Here is a 19,100-nt window from a genome sequence, read left to right on the forward strand (position 1 = left end):
AAGGTCGTCGTCCGAAGGTCGGTGTCGCAGTGAACCTGGAGCTCAGCGAGGAACAGGAAGCCGTACGGCAGCTCGCCGAGGACTTCGTCGCGCGCGAGGTCACCCCGTACGCCGTCGAGTGGGACCGCGGCGAGAGCGTCGACCGGTCGATCGTGAAGAAGCTCGGCTCCGTCGGCTTCCTCGGCCTCACGATCCCGGAGGAGTACGGCGGCTCGGGCGGCGACCACCTCGCCTACTGTCTGGTGACCGAGGAGCTCGGGCGCGGCGACTCCTCCGTGCGCGGCATCGTCTCCGTCTCGCTCGGCCTCGTCGCCAAGACCGTCGCGTCCTGGGGGAGCGAGGAGCACAAGCGCGCCTGGCTGCCCCGGCTCGCCGCGGGCGAGGCCATCGGCTGCTTCGGGCTGACGGAGCCCGGCACCGGTTCGGACGCCGGCAACCTCGCCACCAGGGCCGTCCGCGACGGGGACACGTACGTCGTCAACGGCTCGAAGATGTTCATCACCAACGGCACCTGGGCCGATGTCGTGCTGCTCTTCGCCCGCACCAACGACACCCCCGGCCACAGGGGCGTCTCCGCGTTCCTCGTCCCCACCGACACCCCCGGCCTCACCCGCCGCACCATCCACGGCAAGCTCGGCCTGCGCGGCCAGGCGACGGCCGAACTGGTCCTGCAGGACGTCCGCGTCCCCGCCTCGGCGATGCTGGGCCCCGAGGGCAAGGGCTTCTCCATCGCCATGTCCGCCCTGGCCAAGGGCCGGATGTCGGTCGCCGCCGGCTGCGTCGGGATCGCGCAGGCGGCCCTCGACGCGGCCGTGCGCTACGCGGGGGAGCGCGAGCAGTTCGGCAAGCCCATCGCCTCGTACCAGCTGGTGCAGGAGCTCATCAGCGACATCGCCGTCGACGTGGACGCGGCCCGGCTGCTGACCTGGCGGGTCGCCGATCTGATCGACCGGGGCCAGGAATTCGCCACCGCCGCGTCGAAGGCCAAGCTGTACGCCTCCGAGGCCGCGGTGCGCGCCGCGAACAACGCCCTGCAGGTCTACGGCGGCTACGGCTACATCGACGAGTACCCGGTCGGCAAGCTGCTGCGCGACGCCCGCGTGATGACGCTGTACGAGGGCACCAGTCAGATCCAGAAGCTGATCATCGGGCGGGCGCTGACCGGCGTATCGGCGTTCTGAGCCCCGAGGCCCGAGGCCCCCGGACGCCCGCATCTCTAAGCGCTTGCTCAGCTTCGTTGTATGGTGTTGGTCCTGACGGCTGGAGTGAGGGGCGAACGATGAGCGTGGCGGAGGAGACGCCCGGCGGCGAGGACATGCCGTGGGGCGAGGTCACGCCCGAGGCGGCGCGGCGGCTGCTGGTCGCCGCCGTCGAGGCGTTCGCCGAGCGCGGGTACCACGCCACCACGACCCGGGACATCGCGGGCCGGGCGGGGATGAGCCCGGCCGCGCTCTACATCCACTACAAGACCAAGGAAGAGCTGCTCCACCGGATCAGCCGCATCGGTCACGACAAGGCCCTGGAGATCCTCCGGGCCGCCGCCGACGGCGAGGGTACGGCGGGTGAGCGGCTCGCCGACGCCGTCCGCTCCTTCGTGCGCTGGCACGCCGAGCGGCACACCACCGCGCGCGTCGTCCAGTACGAGCTCGACGCCCTCGGCCCCGAGCACCGCACCGAGATCGTGGCGCTGCGCCGCGAGAGCGACGCCGCCGTGCGCCGGATCATCAACGAGGGCGTGGCGGCCGGGGAGTTCGACGTACCGGACGTCCCGGGCACCACGGTGGCCGTGCTCTCCCTCTGCATCGACGTCTCGCGCTGGTTCAACACGCAGGGCCGCCGGACCCCGGACGAGGTCGGCGCGCTCTACGCCGACCTCGTGCTGCGGATGGTCGGCGCTCAGAAGAAGTAGCGGGAGACCGACTCGGCGACGCAGACAGGCTTGTCGCCGCCCTCGCGCTCCACCGTCACGGTCGCCGTCACCTGCACACCGCCGCCGGCCTCCGTCACCTCGGTCAGGACGGCGCTCGCGCGCAGCCGCGAGCCGACCGGCACGGGCGCCGGGAAACGCACCTTGTTGGTGCCGTAGTTGAGGCCCATCCTCATGCCCTCGACGCGCATGATCTGCGGGACCAGCGTCGGCAGCAGCGACAGCGTCAGATAGCCGTGCGCGATGGTCTTCCCGAACGGCCCGGTCGCCGCCCGCTCCGGGTCCACATGGATCCACTGGTGGTCACCGGTCGCCTCGGCGAACAGGTCGATCCGCTTCTGCTCGATCTCCAGCCAGTCGCTGTGACCCAGCTGCTCACCGACTCCGGCGCGCAGCTCCTCGGCGGAGGTGAAGATCCTCGGCTCGGCCATGTTTCCTCGTCCCTTCTCGTACCTGTGAGCACCTGTCTAAGCGCTTGCTCAGCATGTGGGGTGGGGAGCCCGCTGTCAACGGACAGTAGGGTTCGAGGAGTGCCGCAGATTCCAGAGAAGATCCATGAACTCACCGTCGGCCAACTGTCCGCGCGAAGCGGCGCCGCGGTGTCCGCCCTGCACTTCTACGAGTCCAAGGGCCTGATCAGCAGCCGCCGCACCAGCGGCAACCAGCGCCGATACGGCAGGGACATCCTGCGCCGCGTCGCCTTCATCCGGGCCGCGCAGCGCGTCGGCATCCCGCTGGCGACCATCCGTACCGCCCTCGCCGAACTTCCCGAGGAGCGCACCCCCACCAACGAGGACTGGGCGCGGCTCTCGGCGGCGTGGCGCACGGAGCTGGACGAGCGGATCAAGCAGCTCGGACGGCTGCGGGACCATCTGACCGACTGCATCGGCTGCGGATGTCTGTCGCTGCAGAACTGCGTGCTGTCCAACCCCGACGACGTCGTCGGCGAGCGGATGGCGGGCTCGCGGCTGCTGCCGGAGAGCAAGAAGGCGTAGGTCCGTAGAGGCCGCAACGGAGAGGGGCCCGCCACCCCCGTGGACGGGCCCCTCGGTCTGTGTGCGGCGGTCACTCGTACTCGGTGCCGCCCTTGCGGGTCAGATAGGCCGGGCTGACCGCCTTGGCGATCGCACGTCCGCCGACGACCGGGCTGTACCGCTCCTTCACCGGCCGGATCACGACCCCCTCCCGCAGGTGCAGCTCGCGCCCGGACACGGTCTCCCGTCCGCTCGCCAGCTCCAGCACCTTCCCCAGGTCGTACGGCCCCGAGTACAGCCGCGGTACGAGCGGCAGCTCGCCGGCCTCCAGGACCTCGGCCGGGTCCAGCCACCGCACCTGGCCGTCGATCTCGGCCGACACGTCGAAGACCGCGTAACCGACGCCCTCGCTCCGGGCGTTCGCGCCGTAGCCGAGGTCCTGCACACCGGCCCCGTACACCTCGCCGAACAGCCCGACCCGACGCGCGCCGAGCCGCTCGGCGAGCCGCGCCGCGACCGCCGGGACGTCATGGCCGCGCACGGCCCGCCAGTACAGATTGCGCGGGTCCTCCTGGAGAGCCAGACCCTTCGCGCCGAACCCCTTGGAGGAGACCTGGACCCGACCGTCCTGAGCGAAATACGTCGTCAGACAGGCCGAACCGTGCAGCTTCTCCGTCAGGACCACCGGCTCACCGGGCTCGAAGACGTCCGGATACCGCTGCAGGTTCTCGATGTCGACCCACGGCAGCAGATCGGGCGCGGACTCCACGTCCCCGCTCATCGTCGGCGGGATCGGCGGCACCCACTTGCCGATCCCCAGGAACTCGGCGAAGTCGGTCCCCTCGGTGGCCGCCGCGGCCAGATCGACATCCGCCAGCGCCTTCGGCCGGCACACGATCCCCTGCGACAACTCACCCCGCAGGCGCACCGCCTTGACCCGGTCCGAGGACTTCCCGGCGAGCCGCCCGGTCAGCCCCAGCTCGTCGACGAGCGCGAGGGGGAGCACGGCCTGCTCCGGGATGTAGATCGCGGCATCACCACTGCGGTACGCGCCCTTGGCGACGACGGCACGGTAGAGGCCCACCTGGGCCAGTTCGAGCGCGTCGGCGTTGGGATGGGCGTGGACGGTGAGCAGTTCGGCGGTGACGCGCAGCGTCGACATGTCAGTTCTCCGGTGACTCGGGTGACTCGGGTGACTCGGGTGACTCGGCTGTCGTTCTCATCGCCGGACACTGTGCCGGAACCGAATTCGGGTGGGCCAGCGGATTAGGGCCTGGTAGCGTCGCGCTCTTCGCCGGACGCCGATCCGTGCGGAGTCCCGTCAGGACAAGTCCCGTGATCTCACCCGACCTTGCCGAGGCGCTGCGCCGCGTGGAGACCGTCTTCGGAGGCATGACGGCGAAACCCGGTGACGGTTGCCTGTACTGCTACGGCGACGAAGAACTCGCGCTCCTCGCCGTCCCCCGCGCACCGCTCTCCGACGCATTCGTGCGGATCGCGTTCCACGAGGTCCCGTCCCACTTCGTGGACCACCCGGCGGTGCTGCGACGGCTCCTGCCGCCGTTCCTCGCGTACGTGGCCGACGGCCGCTTCGACGGGATGGGGTACCTGCCGACCGGGCTCGGCCGGACGGCCTGGCAGGAGTGGCCGCGCGAACAGGCCGACGCCGTACGGGGATTCCTCGACGTCTGGTGGCGGGAGACGCTGCGCGTGCCCGATCCGCCGTACGGTGTGCAGGCCGTCTTCGAGCTCTGTTCCGACATGTACGGATCGGTGACACCGCTCCTCGACCACTGGGCGAGCCGGCGCCCGGGCGGGGTCGAGGACCGGCACCTCGCCGCGCGGGCCGAGTCGTGGATCGACGACCTGCTGTCGGACGACGCCTCGCTGATCGCCCCCTGGGCCGCGGCCCCCGACGCGCGCGGACCCGTCGCCGAACTCCAGGCCTGGCTCGTCGAGCAGGCCCCGTCCCGCCTCGCCGGGCACCCGCTCCTCGCCCGCAAGGTCGCGCTCCTCGCCCTGCCGCCCGAGGAGCGGTGGATCGCCTACTCCGAGATGGTCGCCGAGACCAGCTGAGCGGTGTCCCGGGCCGGGCTGCCGTCCGGCAGGAGCAGCGTGTCCTCCAGGCCGATCCGGGTCGCCAGGCCCAGGCGGCGGGCCAGCCGCAGGACCGGCCAGGTGCCGCCTTCCTCGCCGTGGAGGAGGACGGGGAGGCCGTGGGCCGAGCCGAGGGCGGCGAGCAGGGCCTGTGCGGTCTCCTCGGCGGTCGCCGGGTCCGGGTCCGTCACCTCCGCCAGGACCCGCAGCCCCCGGGGCGCGAGCGGCGAGCGGAGAAACCGGTCCGGGCCGTCCGTGCCCGACCAGAGGCCCGCCTCCACGCCCACGCCCCGGTCCAGGAGCGCCGCGGCCAGCTCCTCGGCGCCCGGCTCGTGCCAGTTCACGGAGGCGTGGTCGGGGAGCACCGTCCAGGAGCGGACACGCTCCACCCTGCGTACCGGATCGGGCTCGGCCCAGGCGCCGGTCGTCACGCCCACCGGGACGTCGACGACCGTCCGGATCGCCGCCAGGGTCTCGGCGAGCACCCGGGGCGAGAGCGTGTCGTCCCCGCACGGCGTCTTGGGGTGCACGTGCACCTCCGACGCCCCGGCCGCGACCGCTCGCGCCGCCGCCTCGGCCATGGCGCCCGGCGACATGGGCACGGCCGCGGAGTCTCCGGGCCCGCGGGACCCGTTCAGGCAGGCCTGGATCAACGCCATCCCCCGTGTCACGCGTGTCACCCGTGTCTCACGTGTGTCTCAGGCCACCGAGGCCAGCCGCGGAAGGGCCTCTCCCCGCGCCCGTGCCAGCGCCCCCGCCGTCAGTACCGCCCGGGGGACGACCACCCCGCAGTCCCCGCACACGGGACCGAACCACGGCTCGTCGTCCAGGTCGGGCCGCCACTCGATCCGGCTCCCCGCGCACACCGGGCAGTGCTCCCCGGGCCCCGACTCCAGCGCGGCGATCAGCCGGCGCAGCACCTCGGCCAGCGGCTCCGACGGATGCACCGCCGGATCGTCGCACCGCGCCACCCCGTTGCCGCCCCAGGTCCGCCGATGCCAGTCGTCCAGCGCGCCGGGCCGCCGCAGCCCGTCGTGCTTCTCGCGCCGCCGCCGCGCCGCGAACTCCTTCTCGTACGCGAGCCACACCGCCCGCGCCTCCTCCAGCTCCTCCAGCGCGGCCACCAGCCGCAGAGGATCGAGCTCCCGGTCCTCGGGCCCGAACCTGTGCCTGCGGCACAGGTGATCCCAGGTCGCACGGTGCCCGTAGGGGGCGAACCGCTCCAGGCACTTACGCAGCGAATACCTCCGCAGCGCCGTGTCGCACCCCGGATCACGCACCTGTCTCGCAAGACTCCGGAAACCCGCCATCGCTCCGCACCTCCGTCGCTGGTACTTCGGCGTCAAGGACGTTATGGAATGGACGAACGACCGGCCCGTCGTGTTCCATCGAAAATTCGATGGCGTCCATCAGAGGCGCGCGAGGGACAGCTGTCGCACGACGTACGACGGGGACTCGCGGACGATCCGGCACCCCCGCCGGCACTGCCGCCGGCACGGTTCGACCAGATCGCGGCGGTCCCCGGCACGGCCACCCTTGATCTACCGGCGCCCGATCCGCCCCGCCGAGGTCACCACCCGGGCCAGTTCCTCGTGGCAGATGTCACTGTGCTCCCCGACCACCGCCGCCGCGTCGATGCTCACGCACCCCGATGCCGGGGTCCCGTTCCGCAAGGACGCCGCCAGGGTCAGAGTGGTCGTGCCCGGGACCGCCTGGATGCCGTCGTGGCCGATCGCCATCCAGCGCTTGTCGCTGCCGAGCAGCGAGTCGGCGTCGCGGGCCAGGCGGGAGGCCAGGGGGTAGATCACGCCGAGTGCCGTGTCGTGGCGCGAGTAGCAGGCGACCACGGGGCCGTCGACCCGCTGCTGCATGTCGCGCAGCGCGCCGCCCCTGCCCGGTTCGTGCGGCAGGCTGGCCGCGAACGAATAGTGCGAGAACGCCCCTTGGAGGAGCGTCAGCGAGGCCACGTTCCGGGCGCCGGTGGGCAGGCCGCGCAGGGCGTGGGCGACGAGGCGGGCGCCCATGCTGTGGCCGACGAGATGGATCCGCAGCGCGGGGGCGGAGCGGGCGAGTTCCCCGAGCAGCGGGCCGAGACCGCGCTCGCCGACCGTGCCGGACCGGCGTTTCATCGTGTAGTACGTGGCCTGGCGCAGGGCCTCTTTCGCGCCCTTCCAGTACCGCTTCAGCCGGCCCCCGAACGCCTCCCGCGGCGTGGGCACGCCTCCCGGACCCGCCGCCTCCTCCAGCGCGTCGGCGAACATCGCGCAGACCGCCACCGGGTCGCCGAGCAGGAAGTCCGGCACCTCCGGCGCGTCCGGCCCCGCCGCGAAGGCCCGGGAGCCGTTCGTGTCCGTCAACTCACGTAGCAGCTCGCCGAATTCGGCGAAGGCGTCCTCGTCCTCCGGCTGCTCCTTGAGCAGCACGGCCAGCCGTCCCACCACCGCCTCCTTGCCCGGGTGCACGGCCGCCACGGACTCGAAGTCGGGGATCGGCTCGTCCGAGAACATCATCGAGGGCCAGACCACCCCTACGTACCCCACCCGCACATCCGGCCGCACGAGCCCCGGGAACGGGGCGAAGAACCTGTCGTACAGACGGGTGGCCACGGACCGGGAGTTGTTCCACCCATGGGCGAACATCACCAGATCCGTGACCCCGTCGGCGGCCAGCCCCGCGAGCCTCTCGCCCTGACCGGCGGCCCCGTCCCCGTCCTTGTCGAAGGTGATCTCCCGGTACGGCTCCACACTCATCCCGGCCATGGTCTGCCCGTCCCTCCGCGTCGGGGAAGCTCTTCCCGCGACAGCATCCTGCGCGCACGGAGGGACGGCCAGGTTTTCAGCGCAGACGCGCCGCGGAGATCTCGGGGAAGTGGACGAGGAGGTCGTACGACGTGGCGAGCCGGACCGGCGCCTGGTTGCCCTCCCACGGGTACGCGGTACCGATCAGCCAGGCCGGCCGGTGCACGTCCAGCCAGGTCCGGGCGGCCGGTGTCGTACGGCGCAGGTCCAGGTAGAAGGGGCGCGGCGACACCCGGTCGAGCGTTTCGGCGCTGCTGTCCGCGGCCGGGTAGCCGACCGTGAAGTTCCGGATCGGCTCGCCCTGTGTCCCGGCGTCGTGGGCGTTGAACGAGCCCCGCCCGAAGGACGCCCCCATGCTCACGTAGTCCCGGCCGAGCGCGTCGCGCAGGAAGGCACCCTGGAGGCGCGGGTACTTGTCCGGCATCGTCGTCTCGTAGCCGACGTGGCCGTTGTGCGCGGCCAGCACCATCCGGTCGCCGGTCTGCCGCTGCCACCACACGGTGTTCTCGGCCATGATCCGGTCACGGTAGAGCATCGCGTCGTCGATCCCCTCACCCGTCATGTCGTACGCGAACTCCGTGCCGACCTGGGCGATGGCCCGGGCGTGCTGGAGCATCCAGGCATGCTCCTCGCGGTCCCGGGCCGGCTTCTGCCGCTCCAGGAGCGCGAGGGCCCGGTTCACGTCCGACGCCATCCGCAGGCGTTCCTCGCGCGGCTTGAGCAGGTACGCGTTCATCCAGGCGTCGACCTCGCCGACCGGCCGCGAGTCCCGGTACAGCTCCTGGAGGCGCGGCAGCAGCCGCGGGTAGGTGCGGGCCACATGGCCCGTGACCGTGTCGAAGAGGTTCGGCCCGGCGTAGCCCAGGTCGTTGCCCATGAACCGCACCTGGTGGCCGGGGTGGCGCAGGTTGTGCTCCCGCATCCAGGTGATCAGGTCGAGGTACTCCTCGGTGTTCCAGAAGCGGTACGCGTTCTGGAACTCGTCCCGCAGGATCTCCCGCGGGTCGCCCTTGCCGAACCGTACGTAGTCGTCGATCAGCAGCCCGGTGGACCAGTTGGCCTCCAGGGCGAAGGAGGTGAAGCCCTTCTTCTCCACCAGATACTCGAAGATCCGGTGCTTGCTCTCGAAGAACTCGGCCGAGCTGTGGGTCGCCTCCCCGATCCCGACGACCTTGGCCGAGCCGATCATCCGGCCCAGGGGCCGCAGATCGTCCAAGGGATGGGCGGTGCGGGCGAGTTCACGGGCGGGGTCCGCCGGTGGTGCCTCCGCGTGTGCGGCGGGGGCGGGAGCGACGTGGGCGAGAGCGGTGGGGGCGAGGGCGCCGAGGCAGAGCGCGATGACGGCCCCCACCAGCGGTAACCGATGACGTATCGACGTGTTCATGGATCAAGGGTGTCGACGCACCGCCCCCTGCGACCAGCCTGCCAACACCCTTCCCCATCGGGGGGACAACCCCCGGGTCTACGTCGCCGAATCCACGTGACCCGAACGCGACTTGAGGATCAGCAGCACACTGGTGAGCAGGATCCACAGTGCGAATGCCACGGGCGTCACCCAGGCCGTGAACGGCCCGCCCAGGGTGGCCACCGCCACGACGAACCCCACCCAGCCCAGCCACGCCGGCAGCTCACCGGTCGTCAGCGCCACCCGCCACAGCGCGAAGAGCAGCACCGCGGCGCCCAGCATGGCCCCGAGCAGCGCCCCGTAGGCCACATCGAGCAGCAGGATCGAGATCATCGCCGTCTGAGGGATCACCAGGAAGGCGTCCGAACGGCTCGCCGTGATGGCGTACATGTTCGCGGCCAGGGCCGAGACCATGATGAAGACGGCGAACACCGTGCCGCCGACCAGGATCAGATGAGAGCGGTTCCCGGCCAGGCGCGCGAGCGCCACCAGGAACCACAGGAAGAGCATTCCGCCCACCAGCGTCACCCACGCCGAAGCCTCGGCCAGATCCTGATTGCTCTGCTGGGCGTAGTGCGTGACGGCCTTCAGTACACCGTCCTTGCCCGAGACGTCGGGGACCTGGAACTCCAGCATCAGTCCCGTGACGAGGAACGCCGCCGATCCGATTCCGGCGATCCCGGGCCAGAGGGCACCCCGAGGGGTATCCCCAGCACTCTGCGTCGCCACCATGATGGCCTCCCGCGGGAGCGGTCCCCCGGGGAGGGGGACTTTCGCCCCATTTTCCCACCTCAGTGGTAAAGCAGATACTCCTGGCGTACGGCACGGAAAGCGGCCAGGTCATCGCCCCAGGCGCCCACCACCTCGTCCGTGTCCGCGCCCGCGTCGACGAGGGTCCGCACGCGCGTCGAGCCCGTCAGCTTGTCGATCCAGTGGTCCGGTCGCCAGGCGAAGCCGCTCCACGACCGCTTGGCGCTGATCAGCAGCCCGACACCGGCGCGTACGGGATCGAAGGCCGCCCGGTCGTGGACCTGCACCTGCACCCCGCCGACCGTCTTCCCCTGGAACTTGGAGAAGGTCGGGGCGAAGTATGCCTCCCGGAACCGCACCCCGGGCAGCTCCAGGGCATTCGCGGCCTCCGCCCACCGCCGGTCGACACCTTCAGCGCCGAGCAACTCGAAGGGGCGGGTGGTGCCGCGTCCCTCGGAGAGGTTGGTGCCCTCGAAGAGACAGGTGCCGGAGTAGACGAGCGCGGTGTCGGGCGTGGGCATGTTGGGGCTCGGCGGGACCCAGGGCAGCCCGGTCGCGTCGAAGAACTCCGCACGCTTCCAGCCCGACATCGTCACCGTCTCGAGCTCCACCGGCCGCGCCAGGAACTCCCCGTTGAACAGCCGGGCCAGCTCCGCCACCGTCAGGCCGTGCGCCTGCGCGATCGGTTCGCGGCCCACGAAGGTGGCGAAGGCCCGGTCGAGGACGGGGCCGAGCGCCGCCCGCCCGGTCACCGGGTTCGGCCGGTCCAGGACCACGAACCGCTTCCCGGCGAGCGAGGCCGCCGCCATGCAGTCGTAGAGCGTCCAGATGTACGTGTAGAAGCGCGCGCCCACGTCCTGGATGTCGAAGACGACCGTGTCCACCCCCGACGCGGTGAAGACGTCCGCGAGCGGCTGTCCGCTCTTGAGGTACGTGTCGTAGACGGGGAGTCCGGTCGCGGGGTCGTCGTAGCGCCCCTCGGAGCCGCCCGCCTGCGCCGTCCCCCGGAAGCCGTGCTCGGGGCCGAAGACGGCCGTCAGATCCACCCGTTCGTCGGCGTGCATGACGTCGACGACGTGGCGGACGTCGGAGGTGATCCCGGTCGGGTTGGTGACGATGCCGACCCGCTCCCCGGCGAGCGCCGCGTAGCCGTCGGCGCAGAGCCGCTCGAAGCCGGTACGGACGCGGCGGCCGCCGTCGTGCGCGACGGCCAGGGGAGCCGCCGCGGCCCCCAGGCCCATCGCGCCGCCGGCGGCGAGCAGGCCGCGCCTGGACAGTCCGGACAGGCTCATGCGGAAACCTCCCTGATCGCCTTCCCTGACATGGGCACGCACGCTAGCGCTCCTGACGGTCCCAGGGAACGAGGCGTGCGCCAGAGGTCTTCCCCTGTCACATACCGACTGGTTAGTCTGCCGGTACGGTCGCAACGGAGAGGCGGGTCTCGATGAGTACGGTGCAAGGCGCTGGAGTGGTCGTCACGGGAGCGGGCGGCGGGATCGGAGCCGCACTGGCCCGCCGGTTCGCCGCCGAGGGCGCCCGGGTCGTCGTCAACGACCTCGACCCGGGCCGCACCAAGGCCGTCGCCGACGAGATCGGCGCCACCGCCGTCGTCGGCGACGCCTCCGCGATCGTCGAGGGGGCCCGCGAGGCCCTCGGCGGCACCGTGGACGTGTGGTGCGCCAACGCCGGACTCGCCTCGCCCGGCGACGCCTTCGCCGACGAGGCCGTCTGGGCGGCCGCCTGGGACGTCAACGTCATGGCCCATGTCCGCGCGGCCCGCGCGCTGCTCCCCGACTGGCTGGAGCGCGGCAGCGGCCGCTTCGTCTCCACCGTCTCCGCCGCAGGCCTGCTCACCATGGTCGGCGCCGCGCCGTACAGCGTCTCCAAGCACGGCGCGTACGCCTTCGCCGAATGGCTCTCCCTCACCTACCGCCACCGAGGGGTCAAGGTCCACGCCATCTGCCCGCAGGGCGTCCGTACGGACATGCTGACCGCCGCCGGATCGGCCGGCGAACTCGTCCTCACCCCCACGGCCATCGAGCCCGAGGACGTCGCCGACTCCCTCTTCGAGGCCATCGAGGCCGACCGCTTCCTGGTCCTGCCGCACCCCGAGGTCGCCGACTACTACCGGGCCCGGGCGACCGATCCCGAGCGGTGGATCGGCAACATGAACCACATCCAGCGGAAGTGGGAGGGGGAGGGCCGATGACGTCGACCGACTCGACCGACGCGACCGACTCGACCGACGCGACCGACGCGACCGACTCGACGGACCCGACCCGCGCGACGGAGTCGGTCTACGCGGCCAAGCCGTGGCTCGCCCAGCTCACCGACACCCAGCGGACGCCCATAGCCCCGCCGCCCACCGCGCTGCACGCCTTCCGCGCGGCCGCGGGCCGCGGACCCGAGCGCCCGGCCCTCGTCTACTTCGACGGCCGCCTGACCTACCGCGAGACCGACGCGCTCTCCGACTCGGTCGCCGGGCACCTCGCCGCCCGTGGCCTCGCGCGGGGCGACCGCGTCGCGATCATGCTCCAGAACAGCCCGCACTTCGTGCTCGCCCTGCTCGGCGCCTGGAAGGCGGGCGCGACCGTCGTCCCGCTCAACCCCATGTACAAGGCGGGCGAGGTCGGACACGCCCTGCGCGACTCCGGCGCCACCGCCCTGATCTGCTCCGACCGGGCCTGGGCAGCGTATCTGGGGGAGAGCGCCGCCGACTCCTCCGTACGGATCGCGCTCACCGCCTGCGAACGCGACCTCCAGACCCGCGACGACCCGCGCGTCCTCGGCTTCGAGCGCGTGCCCACCGACGCCGACGACCTGCTGACCGTCGCCCGCGCCGCACACCCCGCCCCCACGGACCGCGAGCTCACGGGCGACGACGTGGCCCTGATCAGCTACACCTCCGGCACCAGCGGCACCCCCAAGGGCGCCCTCAACCTCCACCGGGGCATCACCTACAACGCCGAACGCCAGCGCACCGGGCACCCCGTCCCCGAGGGAGTCGGCTACTTCGTGCTCGCCCCGCTCTTCCACATCACCGGCCTGGTCTGCGAGCTCGCCGCCTGCTTCGCCAACGCCGGCACCCTCGTCCTCGCCTACCGCTTCGACGCCGGAGTGGTCCTCGACGCCTTCCTGGAGCACCGCCCCGCCTACACGGTCGGCCCCTCCACCGCCTTCATGGCGCTCGCCGCGCACCCGGACGCCACCCCCGACCACTTCTCCTCGTTCCGGATCATCTCCTCGGGCGGCGCCCCGGTCCCGCCCGCACTGGTGGAGAAGTTCCGCGCCGGCTTCGGTCCGTACATCCGCAACGGCTACGGCCTCACCGAGTGCACGGCCCCCTGCGCAGCGGTACCGCCCGAGAAGGAGGCCCCGGTGGACCCCGCCTCCGGCACCCTCTCGGTCGGCGTGCCCGGGCCCGACACCGTCGTCCGCATCCTCGACGAGACCGGCACCGAGGTGCCCTTCGGCGAGCAGGGCGAGATCGCGGTACGCGGACCCCAGGTCGTCCCCGGATACTGGCGGCTCCCCGAGGCCACCGAGCAGACCTTCCCCGACGGGGAGCTGCGGACCGGTGACATCGGCTTCATGGACGCGGACGGCTGGCTCTACGTCGTCGACCGCAAGAAGGACATGATCAACGCCTCCGGCTTCAAGGTCTGGCCGCGCGAGGTCGAGGACGTCCTCTACACCCACCCCGCCGTGCGCGAGGCGGCCGTCGTCGGGATCCCCGACGCCTACCGGGGCGAGACGGTGAAGGCCTATGTGAGCCTGCGCCCGGGCGCCGCCGTGGAGCCCGCCGACCTCTCCGCGTACTGCGAGCAGCGGCTCGCCGCGTACAAGTACCCGCGCGAGGTCGAGATCCTGGCGGAGCTGCCCAAGACGACAAGTGGGAAGATCCTGAGGCGGGAACTGCGTTCCCCCAAGCGATGACGATCACGGACGATCACGAGTGAAAGGCGGCGGCGCATGGCCAGGACGACGGACGGGAGCGGTACCCCCGTCCCCCAGAGGCTGCTGGCCGCTGCCACCCGGCTCTTCGCGGAGCGGGGCTACGACCGCACCTCCGTCCAGGAGATCGTGGAGGCGGCGGGTGTCACCAAGGGCGCGCTCTACCACTACTTCGGCTCCAAGGAGGACCTCCTCCAGGAGGTCTACTCCCGGGTGCTGCGGCTCCAGCAGGAGCGGCTCGACGCCTTCGCGGACGCCGACGCCCCGGTGGAGCAGAGGCTGCGCGACGCCGCCGCCGACGTCGTCGTGACGACGATCGAGAACCTCGACGACGCCTCGATCTTCTTCCGCTCCATGCACCACCTCAGCCCGGAGAAGAACAAGCAGGTACGGGCCGAGCGGCGGCGCTACCACGAGCGGTTCCGGGCCCTGATCGAGGAGGGCCAGGAGGCCGGGGTCTTCTCCACGGCGACCCCGGCCGACCTGGTCGTGGACTACCACTTCGGGTCGGTCCACCACCTGTCCACGTGGTACCGCCCGGACGGGCCCCTCACCCCGCAGCAGGTCGCCGACCAGCTCGCCGACCTGCTGCTGCGGGCCCTGCGTCCTTAGCGCCTACAGGTACTTCTTCAGCTCCCGCCGCGCCAGCGAGCGCTGGTGCACCTCGTCCGGGCCGTCCGCCAGCTTCAGCGTCCGCGCCGCGGCCCAGAGCTCGGCCAGCGGGAAGTCCTGCGAGACCCCGCCCGCGCCGTGCACCTGGACCGCCTTGTCGAGGATGTCGACCACCGCGCGCGGGGTGGCGATCTTGATGGCCTGGATCTCCGTGTGCGCGCCCCGGTTGCCGGCGGTGTCCATCAGCCAGGCGGTCTTGAGGACGAGCAGCCGCAGCTGTTCGACGGTCACCCGGGCGTCCGCGATCCAGTTCTGGACCACGCCCTGCTGGGCGATCGGCTTGCCGAAGGCGGTACGGGACACGGCCCGGCGGCACATCAGCTCGATGGCCCGCTCGGCCATGCCGATCAGCCGCATGCAGTGGTGGATCCGGCCGGGGCCGAGCCGGGCCTGGGCGATGGCGAAGCCGCCGCCCTCCTCGCCGATCAGGTTCGAGGCCGGAACGCGGGCGTCGTGGAAGACGACCTCGGCGTGACCGCCGTGGTCGTGGTCCTCGTAGCCGTACACCTGCATCGCGCGCCGCACCTCGACACCGGGGGTGTCGCGCGGGACGAGGATCATCGACTGCTGGCGGCGGATGTCCGCGCCGTGCGGGTCGGTCTTGCCCATGACGATGAAGATCTTGCAGTCGGGGCTCATCGCCCCGGAGATGTACCACTTGCGGCCGCTGACGACGTACTCGTCGCCGTCGCGCGCGATCCGCGTCTCGATGTTCGTCGCGTCCGAGGAGGCCACCTCGGGCTCGGTCATCGCGAACGCCGAGCGGATCTCCCCGGCGAGCAGCGGCTCCAGCCACTGCTTCTTCTGCGCCTCGTCGCCGAACTGGGCGAGCACCTCCATGTTCCCGGTGTCGGGGGCCGCGCAGTTGAGGGCCGTGGGCGCCAGCTGGGGGCTGCGGCCGGTGATCTCGGCGAGCGGCGCGTACTGCAGGTTGGTGAGCCCCGCCCCGTACTCCTCGTCCGGCAGGAAGAGGTTCCACAGCCCCTGGCGCCTGGCCTCGGCCTTCAGGTCCTCGACGATCCGCGGCGTGTCCCACGGCGAGGCGAGCAGCGCCCGCTGCTCGTGGGCGATCTGCTCGGCGGGGTACACGTGCTCGTCCATGAAGGCGAGGAGTTTCGCCCGCAGCTCCTCGGTGCGCGCGTCGAATGCGAAGTCCATGGCGGTTCAGCCTTCCTGGAGGGTGGTGAGGCCGTGCTCGATGAAGACGGGGACGAGTTCGCCGATGCGGTCGAAGCCGGCGCCGACGGTCTGGCCGAGGGTGTAGCGGTAGTGGATGCCCTCCAGGATCACGGCGAGCTTGAACCAGGCGAAGGCCGTGTACCAGGAGATCGCGGAGGTGTCGCGGCCCGAGCGGGCGGCGTAGCGCTCGATCAGCTCGGCGGGCGTGGGGTGCCCGGCGGCCGTGGCGGTCGTGCTGACGGGGGAGTGCGGGACGTCGAGCCGCGCGCTGTACATCGCGAGCAGGCCGAGGTCGGTCAGCGGGTCGCCGAGGGTGGACATCTCCCAGTCGAGGACGGCCTTGATGCGGTCGTCCTCGCCGATCAGGACGTTGTCCAGGCGGTAGTCGCCGTGCACGACCGTGGGGGCGGGGGAGGCCGGGAGCGCGCGGCCGAGGGCGGCGTGCAGCTCGTCGATGCCCGCGAGATCGCGGCCCCGGGAGGCTGCGAGCTGCTTGCCCCAGCGGCGCAGCTGGCGGTCGAGGAAGCCCTCGGGGCGCCCGAAGTCGCCCAGACCCACCGCGGCGGGGTCCACGGCGTGCAGGTCGACGAGGGTGTCGACCAGGCCGAGGACGGCCTCGCGGGTGCGCTCGGGGCCGAGCGGGGCGAGCTGTTCGGCCGAGCGGTACGGGGTTCCGGCGACGAACTCCATGACGTAGAACGGCGCGCCGAGCACGGTGTCGTCCTCGCACAGCAGGACGGGCTCCGGGACGGGCACGGCGGTCCCGTGCAGGGCGCTGATCACGCGGTGCTCGCGCTTCATGTCGTGTGCCGTGGCCAGGACGTGGCCGAGCGGCGGCCTGCGGACCACCCACTGGACGGTGCCGTCCGTGACGACGTACGTGAGGTTGGACCGGCCGCCCTCGATCAGCCGGGCGGTGAGCGGGCCGCGCAGGAGTCCCGGCCGTTCCCGGTCGAGGAATCCGCGCAACTGCCCGGGGTCGAGACCGGGCGGCGGTGCTGAACTCATCGTGCGTACCTCCAGAGGGTGGCTGGTCGGCGTTCATGATGACCGACCAGTCGGTATGTCGTCCAGGGTTCGGGAGGGAAAGCCGTGCCGTCGGTCTGGTCGTGGATTGTCTGTGTGAATATGGTTCACATATGAATCCAGAGCTGCTCGTCGAGGAAGTCCGGCTGACCCCGATCCTGATCTCCGACCCTCCTCTGCTCAACACTCAGGGCGTGCATCAGCCCCTCACCCCCCGGCTCGTGGTCGAAGTGGTCACGCGAGGCGGGATCGCCGGCCTCGGGGAGACCTACGGCGACGGAAGGTATCTGGACCTCGCACGCCCGCTGGCCGCGGCGCTGCCCGGGCGCTCGGTCACGGACGTGAACGGCCTGTTCTCGCTCGCCGCGCGGGTGTGCGGCGACTCACGGGCGGTGGACGAGCGGGTCGACGCCGGCGGACTGCGCGGGGTGCAGACCGCCGACAAGCTCCGCCTCTCCGTCGTCTCGGCCTTCGAGGTCGCCTGCCTGGACGCGCTCGGCAAGACCCTCGGCCTGCCCGTCCACGCCCTGCTCGGCGGCAAGGTCCGCGACTCCGTCGAGTACAGCGCGTATCTCTTCTACAAGTTCGCCGGGACGGACACGTGGGGGGAGGCGCTCGACCCGGCCGGGATCGTCGACCAGGCCCGACGCTTCGACCGGATGTACGGCTTCCGCTCCTTCAAGCTCAAGGGCGGTGTCTTCCCGCCCGAGCAGGAGATCGCCGCGATCCGCGCCCTGGCCGAGAAGTTCCCCGGACGCCCGCTGCGGCTCGACCCCAACGGCGCCTGGTCCGTGGAGACCTCCCTGGAGGTGGCGCGGGAGCTGAAGGACGTCCTGGAGTATCTGGAGGACCCGGCGACCGGCACGCATGCGATGGCCGAGATCGCCGCCCGTACGGACGTGCCCCTCGCGACCAACATGTGCGTGACGACCTTCGAGGAGGTACCGGAGGCCTTCGCCCGGGACGCGGTACGGATCGTGCTCTGCGACCACCACTACTGGGGCGGCCTGCACCGCACCCGCGAACTGGCCGCGCTCTGCCGCACGTACGGCGTAGGGCTCTCCATGCACTCCAACACCCACCTGGGCATCAGCCTCGCCGCCATGACCCAGGTGGCCGCGACGCTGCCCGACCTCGACCACGCCTGCGACACCCACTACCCCTGGCAGACCGAGGACGTCGTCACCACCCGCCCCGTCTTCGAGGACGGCCGGCTCGCGGTCTCCGACGCCCCGGGTCTCGGCGTCGACCTGGACCCCGAGGCCCTCGCGACCCTCCACCGCCGCTGGCTCGACGACGACGGCACGATGCGGGACCGCGACGACGCGGCGGCGATGCGTAGGCGCGGGTAGGGGCCGTGCGGGCGCCTTCGCCCCTTGGGCCGGCGCCCACGGAGCTCCGCAGGCTACGCGTGGCACGCCACCGGCACGCCCCCGTTCATCGCCGCCATGTCGCCGAACACCGCCGCCGGATCCAGCGGCGAGCCCTCCGGAAGGCCGTCCAGCTCCGCGTACGCGCGGTGCAGGTTCGCCACCAGGCGCTCGCTCTCCCGCCAGGCCCCGAACTCACCGAGGTCGGCCCGGCGGGCCGTCTCCAGCGGGGTCGCGCCCTTCGCGCGACCCTCGCGGGCCAGTGCGGCGACCCAGCGCAGATAGCGCTCCGTAGCGTCGTACGCCGACGGGTCGGTGACGGGGCCGTGGCCGGGCACCACCGTCGGGGCGTCCAGCGAGCGCAGCAGCTCGAGCGCGCGCAGCGAACCCGACAGCGAGCCCATCGGAAGGAACGGCGTCCCGCCGTGGAAGACCAGGTCCCCGGTGAACACGACGCCCTGCTGCGGGAGATGGACGATCGAGTCGCCGGTGGTGTGCGCGGGCCCCGGGTGCAGCACGCGCACCTCCAGCTCACCCACGTACAGCGTCAGACTCTCGCTGTACGTGAGCGAGGGCGGCGTCACCTCGATGTCGCCGAAGTCGGTCCGCGGCCACAGCAGATGGAGCTGGCGCCCGGCCGCGAGCTGCTCGGTACGGCAGTTGGCGTGGCCGACGATCCGCGCGCCGGGCAGGAACACCCCGTTGCCGTAGGTGTGGTCGCCGTGATGGTGCGTGGAGACGATCGTCCGGGGCAGCGGAAGCCCCTCGGCCAGGACCGCCTCGCGCAGCAGCCGGGCCCGGCGCTCGGTGGCGGCCGTGTCCACGAGCAGGGTCTCGCGGGCGTCGCCCACGAACCCGGCGTTGTTCAGACACCAGCCGCCGTCGGGCTGGACGAAGGCGTGCGCGCCCGGTGCGAGCGCGACGACGTACGGATCGGTGACGGACAAG

The 19,100-nt window shown here is 71.8% G+C and carries 19 protein-coding genes; 8 read left to right on the top strand and 11 right to left on the bottom strand.

The window, feature by feature from the left end:
- Positions 1–29: 29 nt before the first annotated feature.
- Together FDM97_RS11460 and FDM97_RS11465 are read left to right on the top strand one after the other, a co-directional pair.
- Entirely contained in the window at positions 30–1,181 is a 1,152-nt protein-coding gene (locus tag FDM97_RS11460) for an acyl-CoA dehydrogenase family protein (RefSeq protein ID WP_137990304.1), read from the top strand.
- A gap of 98 nt (positions 1,182–1,279) precedes the next feature.
- Positions 1,280–1,909, top strand: coding sequence for a TetR/AcrR family transcriptional regulator (locus FDM97_RS11465; RefSeq protein ID WP_137990305.1), 630 nt, complete (start codon positions 1,280–1,282; stop codon positions 1,907–1,909).
- Here FDM97_RS11465 and FDM97_RS11470 read toward each other — a convergent pair.
- Positions 1,897–2,358 (bottom strand): MaoC family dehydratase, encoded by a 462-nt coding sequence (locus tag FDM97_RS11470; protein ID WP_137990306.1) that lies wholly within the window; start codon positions 2,356–2,358, stop codon positions 1,897–1,899. The genes FDM97_RS11465 and FDM97_RS11470 overlap by 13 nt on opposite strands.
- Before the next feature lie 99 nt (positions 2,359–2,457).
- On the opposite strand from FDM97_RS11470, the gene soxR reads away from it, so the two are divergent.
- Positions 2,458–2,922 carry a redox-sensitive transcriptional activator SoxR gene (soxR, locus tag FDM97_RS11475; RefSeq protein ID WP_137990307.1) on the top strand — a complete coding sequence of 155 codons (465 nt, stop codon included), beginning with the start codon at positions 2,458–2,460 and terminating at the stop codon, positions 2,920–2,922.
- Between the two features lie 70 nt (positions 2,923–2,992).
- Here soxR and FDM97_RS11480 read toward each other — a convergent pair whose 3' ends face one another.
- Positions 2,993–4,063, bottom strand: coding sequence for an RNA ligase (ATP) (locus tag FDM97_RS11480; RefSeq protein ID WP_137990308.1), 1,071 nt, complete (start codon positions 4,061–4,063; stop codon positions 2,993–2,995).
- 173 nt (positions 4,064–4,236) lie between these two features.
- Between FDM97_RS11480 and FDM97_RS11485 the strand changes: the two genes are divergently transcribed.
- The gene (locus FDM97_RS11485) at positions 4,237–4,977 is read left to right on the top strand and encodes a hypothetical protein (RefSeq protein ID WP_137990309.1); all 741 of its coding nucleotides are present in this window, start codon (positions 4,237–4,239) and stop codon (positions 4,975–4,977) included.
- Here FDM97_RS11485 and FDM97_RS11490 read toward each other — a convergent pair.
- The 6 genes from FDM97_RS11490 to FDM97_RS11515 form a co-directional block, all read right to left on the bottom strand.
- Complete coding sequence (locus tag FDM97_RS11490) at positions 4,947–5,651, bottom strand: 3-keto-5-aminohexanoate cleavage protein (protein ID WP_175439390.1); 705 nt, start codon at positions 5,649–5,651, stop codon at positions 4,947–4,949. The two genes, FDM97_RS11485 and FDM97_RS11490, sit on opposite strands and share 31 nt — an antisense overlap.
- A 45-nt stretch (positions 5,652–5,696) precedes the next feature.
- Positions 5,697–6,308, bottom strand: coding sequence for a hypothetical protein (locus FDM97_RS11495; protein WP_137990310.1), 612 nt, complete (start codon positions 6,306–6,308; stop codon positions 5,697–5,699).
- Between the two features lie 231 nt (positions 6,309–6,539).
- Positions 6,540–7,757 (bottom strand): alpha/beta hydrolase, encoded by a 1,218-nt coding sequence (locus tag FDM97_RS11500; protein WP_137990311.1) that lies wholly within the window; start codon positions 7,755–7,757, stop codon positions 6,540–6,542.
- 76 nt (positions 7,758–7,833) lie between these two features.
- The gene (locus FDM97_RS11505) at positions 7,834–9,180 is read right to left on the bottom strand and encodes an erythromycin esterase family protein (protein ID WP_137990312.1); all 1,347 of its coding nucleotides are present in this window, start codon (positions 9,178–9,180) and stop codon (positions 7,834–7,836) included.
- A 78-nt stretch (positions 9,181–9,258) separates the two neighbouring features.
- Positions 9,259–9,933 carry a hypothetical protein gene (locus tag FDM97_RS11510; protein WP_137990313.1) on the bottom strand — a complete coding sequence of 225 codons (675 nt, stop codon included), beginning with the start codon at positions 9,931–9,933 and terminating at the stop codon, positions 9,259–9,261.
- Positions 9,934–9,992: 59 nt separating this feature from the next.
- Positions 9,993–11,243: an exo-beta-N-acetylmuramidase NamZ family protein gene (locus FDM97_RS11515; protein WP_137990314.1), complete on the bottom strand. Its 1,251-nt coding sequence runs from the start codon at positions 11,241–11,243 to the stop codon at positions 9,993–9,995.
- 152 nt (positions 11,244–11,395) lie between these two features.
- Here FDM97_RS11515 and FDM97_RS11520 point away from each other — a divergent pair, with 152 nt between their 5' ends.
- Genes FDM97_RS11520 through FDM97_RS11530 form a run of 3 tightly spaced genes read left to right on the top strand, consistent with a single transcriptional unit; the run spans position 11,396 to position 14,517 of the window.
- Positions 11,396–12,160 carry an SDR family oxidoreductase gene (locus tag FDM97_RS11520; RefSeq protein ID WP_137990315.1) on the top strand — a complete coding sequence of 255 codons (765 nt, stop codon included), beginning with the start codon at positions 11,396–11,398 and terminating at the stop codon, positions 12,158–12,160.
- Positions 12,157–13,887, top strand: coding sequence for an AMP-binding protein (locus FDM97_RS11525; RefSeq protein WP_137990316.1), 1,731 nt, complete (start codon positions 12,157–12,159; stop codon positions 13,885–13,887). Before FDM97_RS11520 ends, FDM97_RS11525 begins: the two co-directional genes overlap by 4 nt.
- 36 nt (positions 13,888–13,923) lie before the next feature.
- Positions 13,924–14,517 (top strand): TetR/AcrR family transcriptional regulator, encoded by a 594-nt coding sequence (locus tag FDM97_RS11530; RefSeq protein WP_137990317.1) that lies wholly within the window; start codon positions 13,924–13,926, stop codon positions 14,515–14,517.
- Positions 14,518–14,520: 3 nt separating this feature from the next.
- Here FDM97_RS11530 and FDM97_RS11535 read toward each other — a convergent pair whose 3' ends face one another.
- Together FDM97_RS11535 and FDM97_RS11540 are read right to left on the bottom strand one after the other, a co-directional pair.
- A complete protein-coding gene (locus tag FDM97_RS11535; protein ID WP_137990318.1) occupies positions 14,521–15,735 on the bottom strand; it encodes an acyl-CoA dehydrogenase family protein in 1,215 nt (404 codons plus the stop codon).
- 6 nt (positions 15,736–15,741) lie between these two features.
- Positions 15,742–16,764 (bottom strand): phosphotransferase family protein, encoded by a 1,023-nt coding sequence (locus FDM97_RS11540; protein WP_137990319.1) that lies wholly within the window; start codon positions 16,762–16,764, stop codon positions 15,742–15,744.
- Between the two features lie 131 nt (positions 16,765–16,895).
- On the opposite strand from FDM97_RS11540, the gene FDM97_RS11545 reads away from it, so the two are divergent.
- On the top strand, positions 16,896–18,134 hold the full coding sequence (locus FDM97_RS11545) for a glucarate dehydratase family protein (RefSeq protein ID WP_137990320.1): 1,239 nt from the start codon (positions 16,896–16,898) through the stop codon (positions 18,132–18,134).
- A gap of 53 nt (positions 18,135–18,187) precedes the next feature.
- Here the strand turns inward: FDM97_RS11545 and FDM97_RS11550 are convergent, their stop codons facing one another.
- Positions 18,188–19,099: an MBL fold metallo-hydrolase gene (locus FDM97_RS11550; RefSeq protein ID WP_137990321.1), complete on the bottom strand. Its 912-nt coding sequence runs from the start codon at positions 19,097–19,099 to the stop codon at positions 18,188–18,190.
- Position 19,100 lies beyond the last annotated feature (1 nt).

This window comes from Streptomyces vilmorinianum (assembly GCF_005517195.1).
Classification (GTDB): Bacteria; Actinomycetota; Actinomycetes; order Streptomycetales; family Streptomycetaceae; genus Streptomyces; species Streptomyces vilmorinianum.

Excerpts from the sequence above, each read along its gene's own strand:
- FDM97_RS11465 (WP_137990305.1), top strand. The coding sequence starts at position 1,280 with ATGAGCGTGGCGGAGGAGACGCCCGGCGGCGAGGACATGCCGTGGGGC.
- FDM97_RS11470 (WP_137990306.1), bottom strand. The coding sequence starts at position 2,358 with ATGGCCGAGCCGAGGATCTTCACCTCCGCCGAGGAGCTGCGCGCCGGA.
- FDM97_RS11480 (WP_137990308.1), bottom strand. The coding sequence starts at position 4,063 with ATGTCGACGCTGCGCGTCACCGCCGAACTGCTCACCGTCCACGCCCAT.
- FDM97_RS11495 (WP_137990310.1), bottom strand. The coding sequence starts at position 6,308 with ATGGCGGGTTTCCGGAGTCTTGCGAGACAGGTGCGTGATCCGGGGTGC.
- FDM97_RS11500 (WP_137990311.1), bottom strand. The coding sequence starts at position 7,757 with ATGGCCGGGATGAGTGTGGAGCCGTACCGGGAGATCACCTTCGACAAG.
- FDM97_RS11505 (WP_137990312.1), bottom strand. The coding sequence starts at position 9,180 with ATGAACACGTCGATACGTCATCGGTTACCGCTGGTGGGGGCCGTCATC.
- FDM97_RS11510 (WP_137990313.1), bottom strand. The coding sequence starts at position 9,933 with ATGGTGGCGACGCAGAGTGCTGGGGATACCCCTCGGGGTGCCCTCTGG.
- FDM97_RS11515 (WP_137990314.1), bottom strand. The coding sequence starts at position 11,243 with ATGAGCCTGTCCGGACTGTCCAGGCGCGGCCTGCTCGCCGCCGGCGGC.
- FDM97_RS11520 (WP_137990315.1), top strand. The coding sequence starts at position 11,396 with ATGAGTACGGTGCAAGGCGCTGGAGTGGTCGTCACGGGAGCGGGCGGC.
- FDM97_RS11525 (WP_137990316.1), top strand. The coding sequence starts at position 12,157 with ATGACGTCGACCGACTCGACCGACGCGACCGACTCGACCGACGCGACC.
- FDM97_RS11530 (WP_137990317.1), top strand. The coding sequence starts at position 13,924 with ATGGCCAGGACGACGGACGGGAGCGGTACCCCCGTCCCCCAGAGGCTG.
- FDM97_RS11535 (WP_137990318.1), bottom strand. The coding sequence starts at position 15,735 with ATGGACTTCGCATTCGACGCGCGCACCGAGGAGCTGCGGGCGAAACTC.
- FDM97_RS11540 (WP_137990319.1), bottom strand. The coding sequence starts at position 16,764 with ATGAGTTCAGCACCGCCGCCCGGTCTCGACCCCGGGCAGTTGCGCGGA.
- FDM97_RS11545 (WP_137990320.1), top strand. The coding sequence starts at position 16,896 with ATGAATCCAGAGCTGCTCGTCGAGGAAGTCCGGCTGACCCCGATCCTG.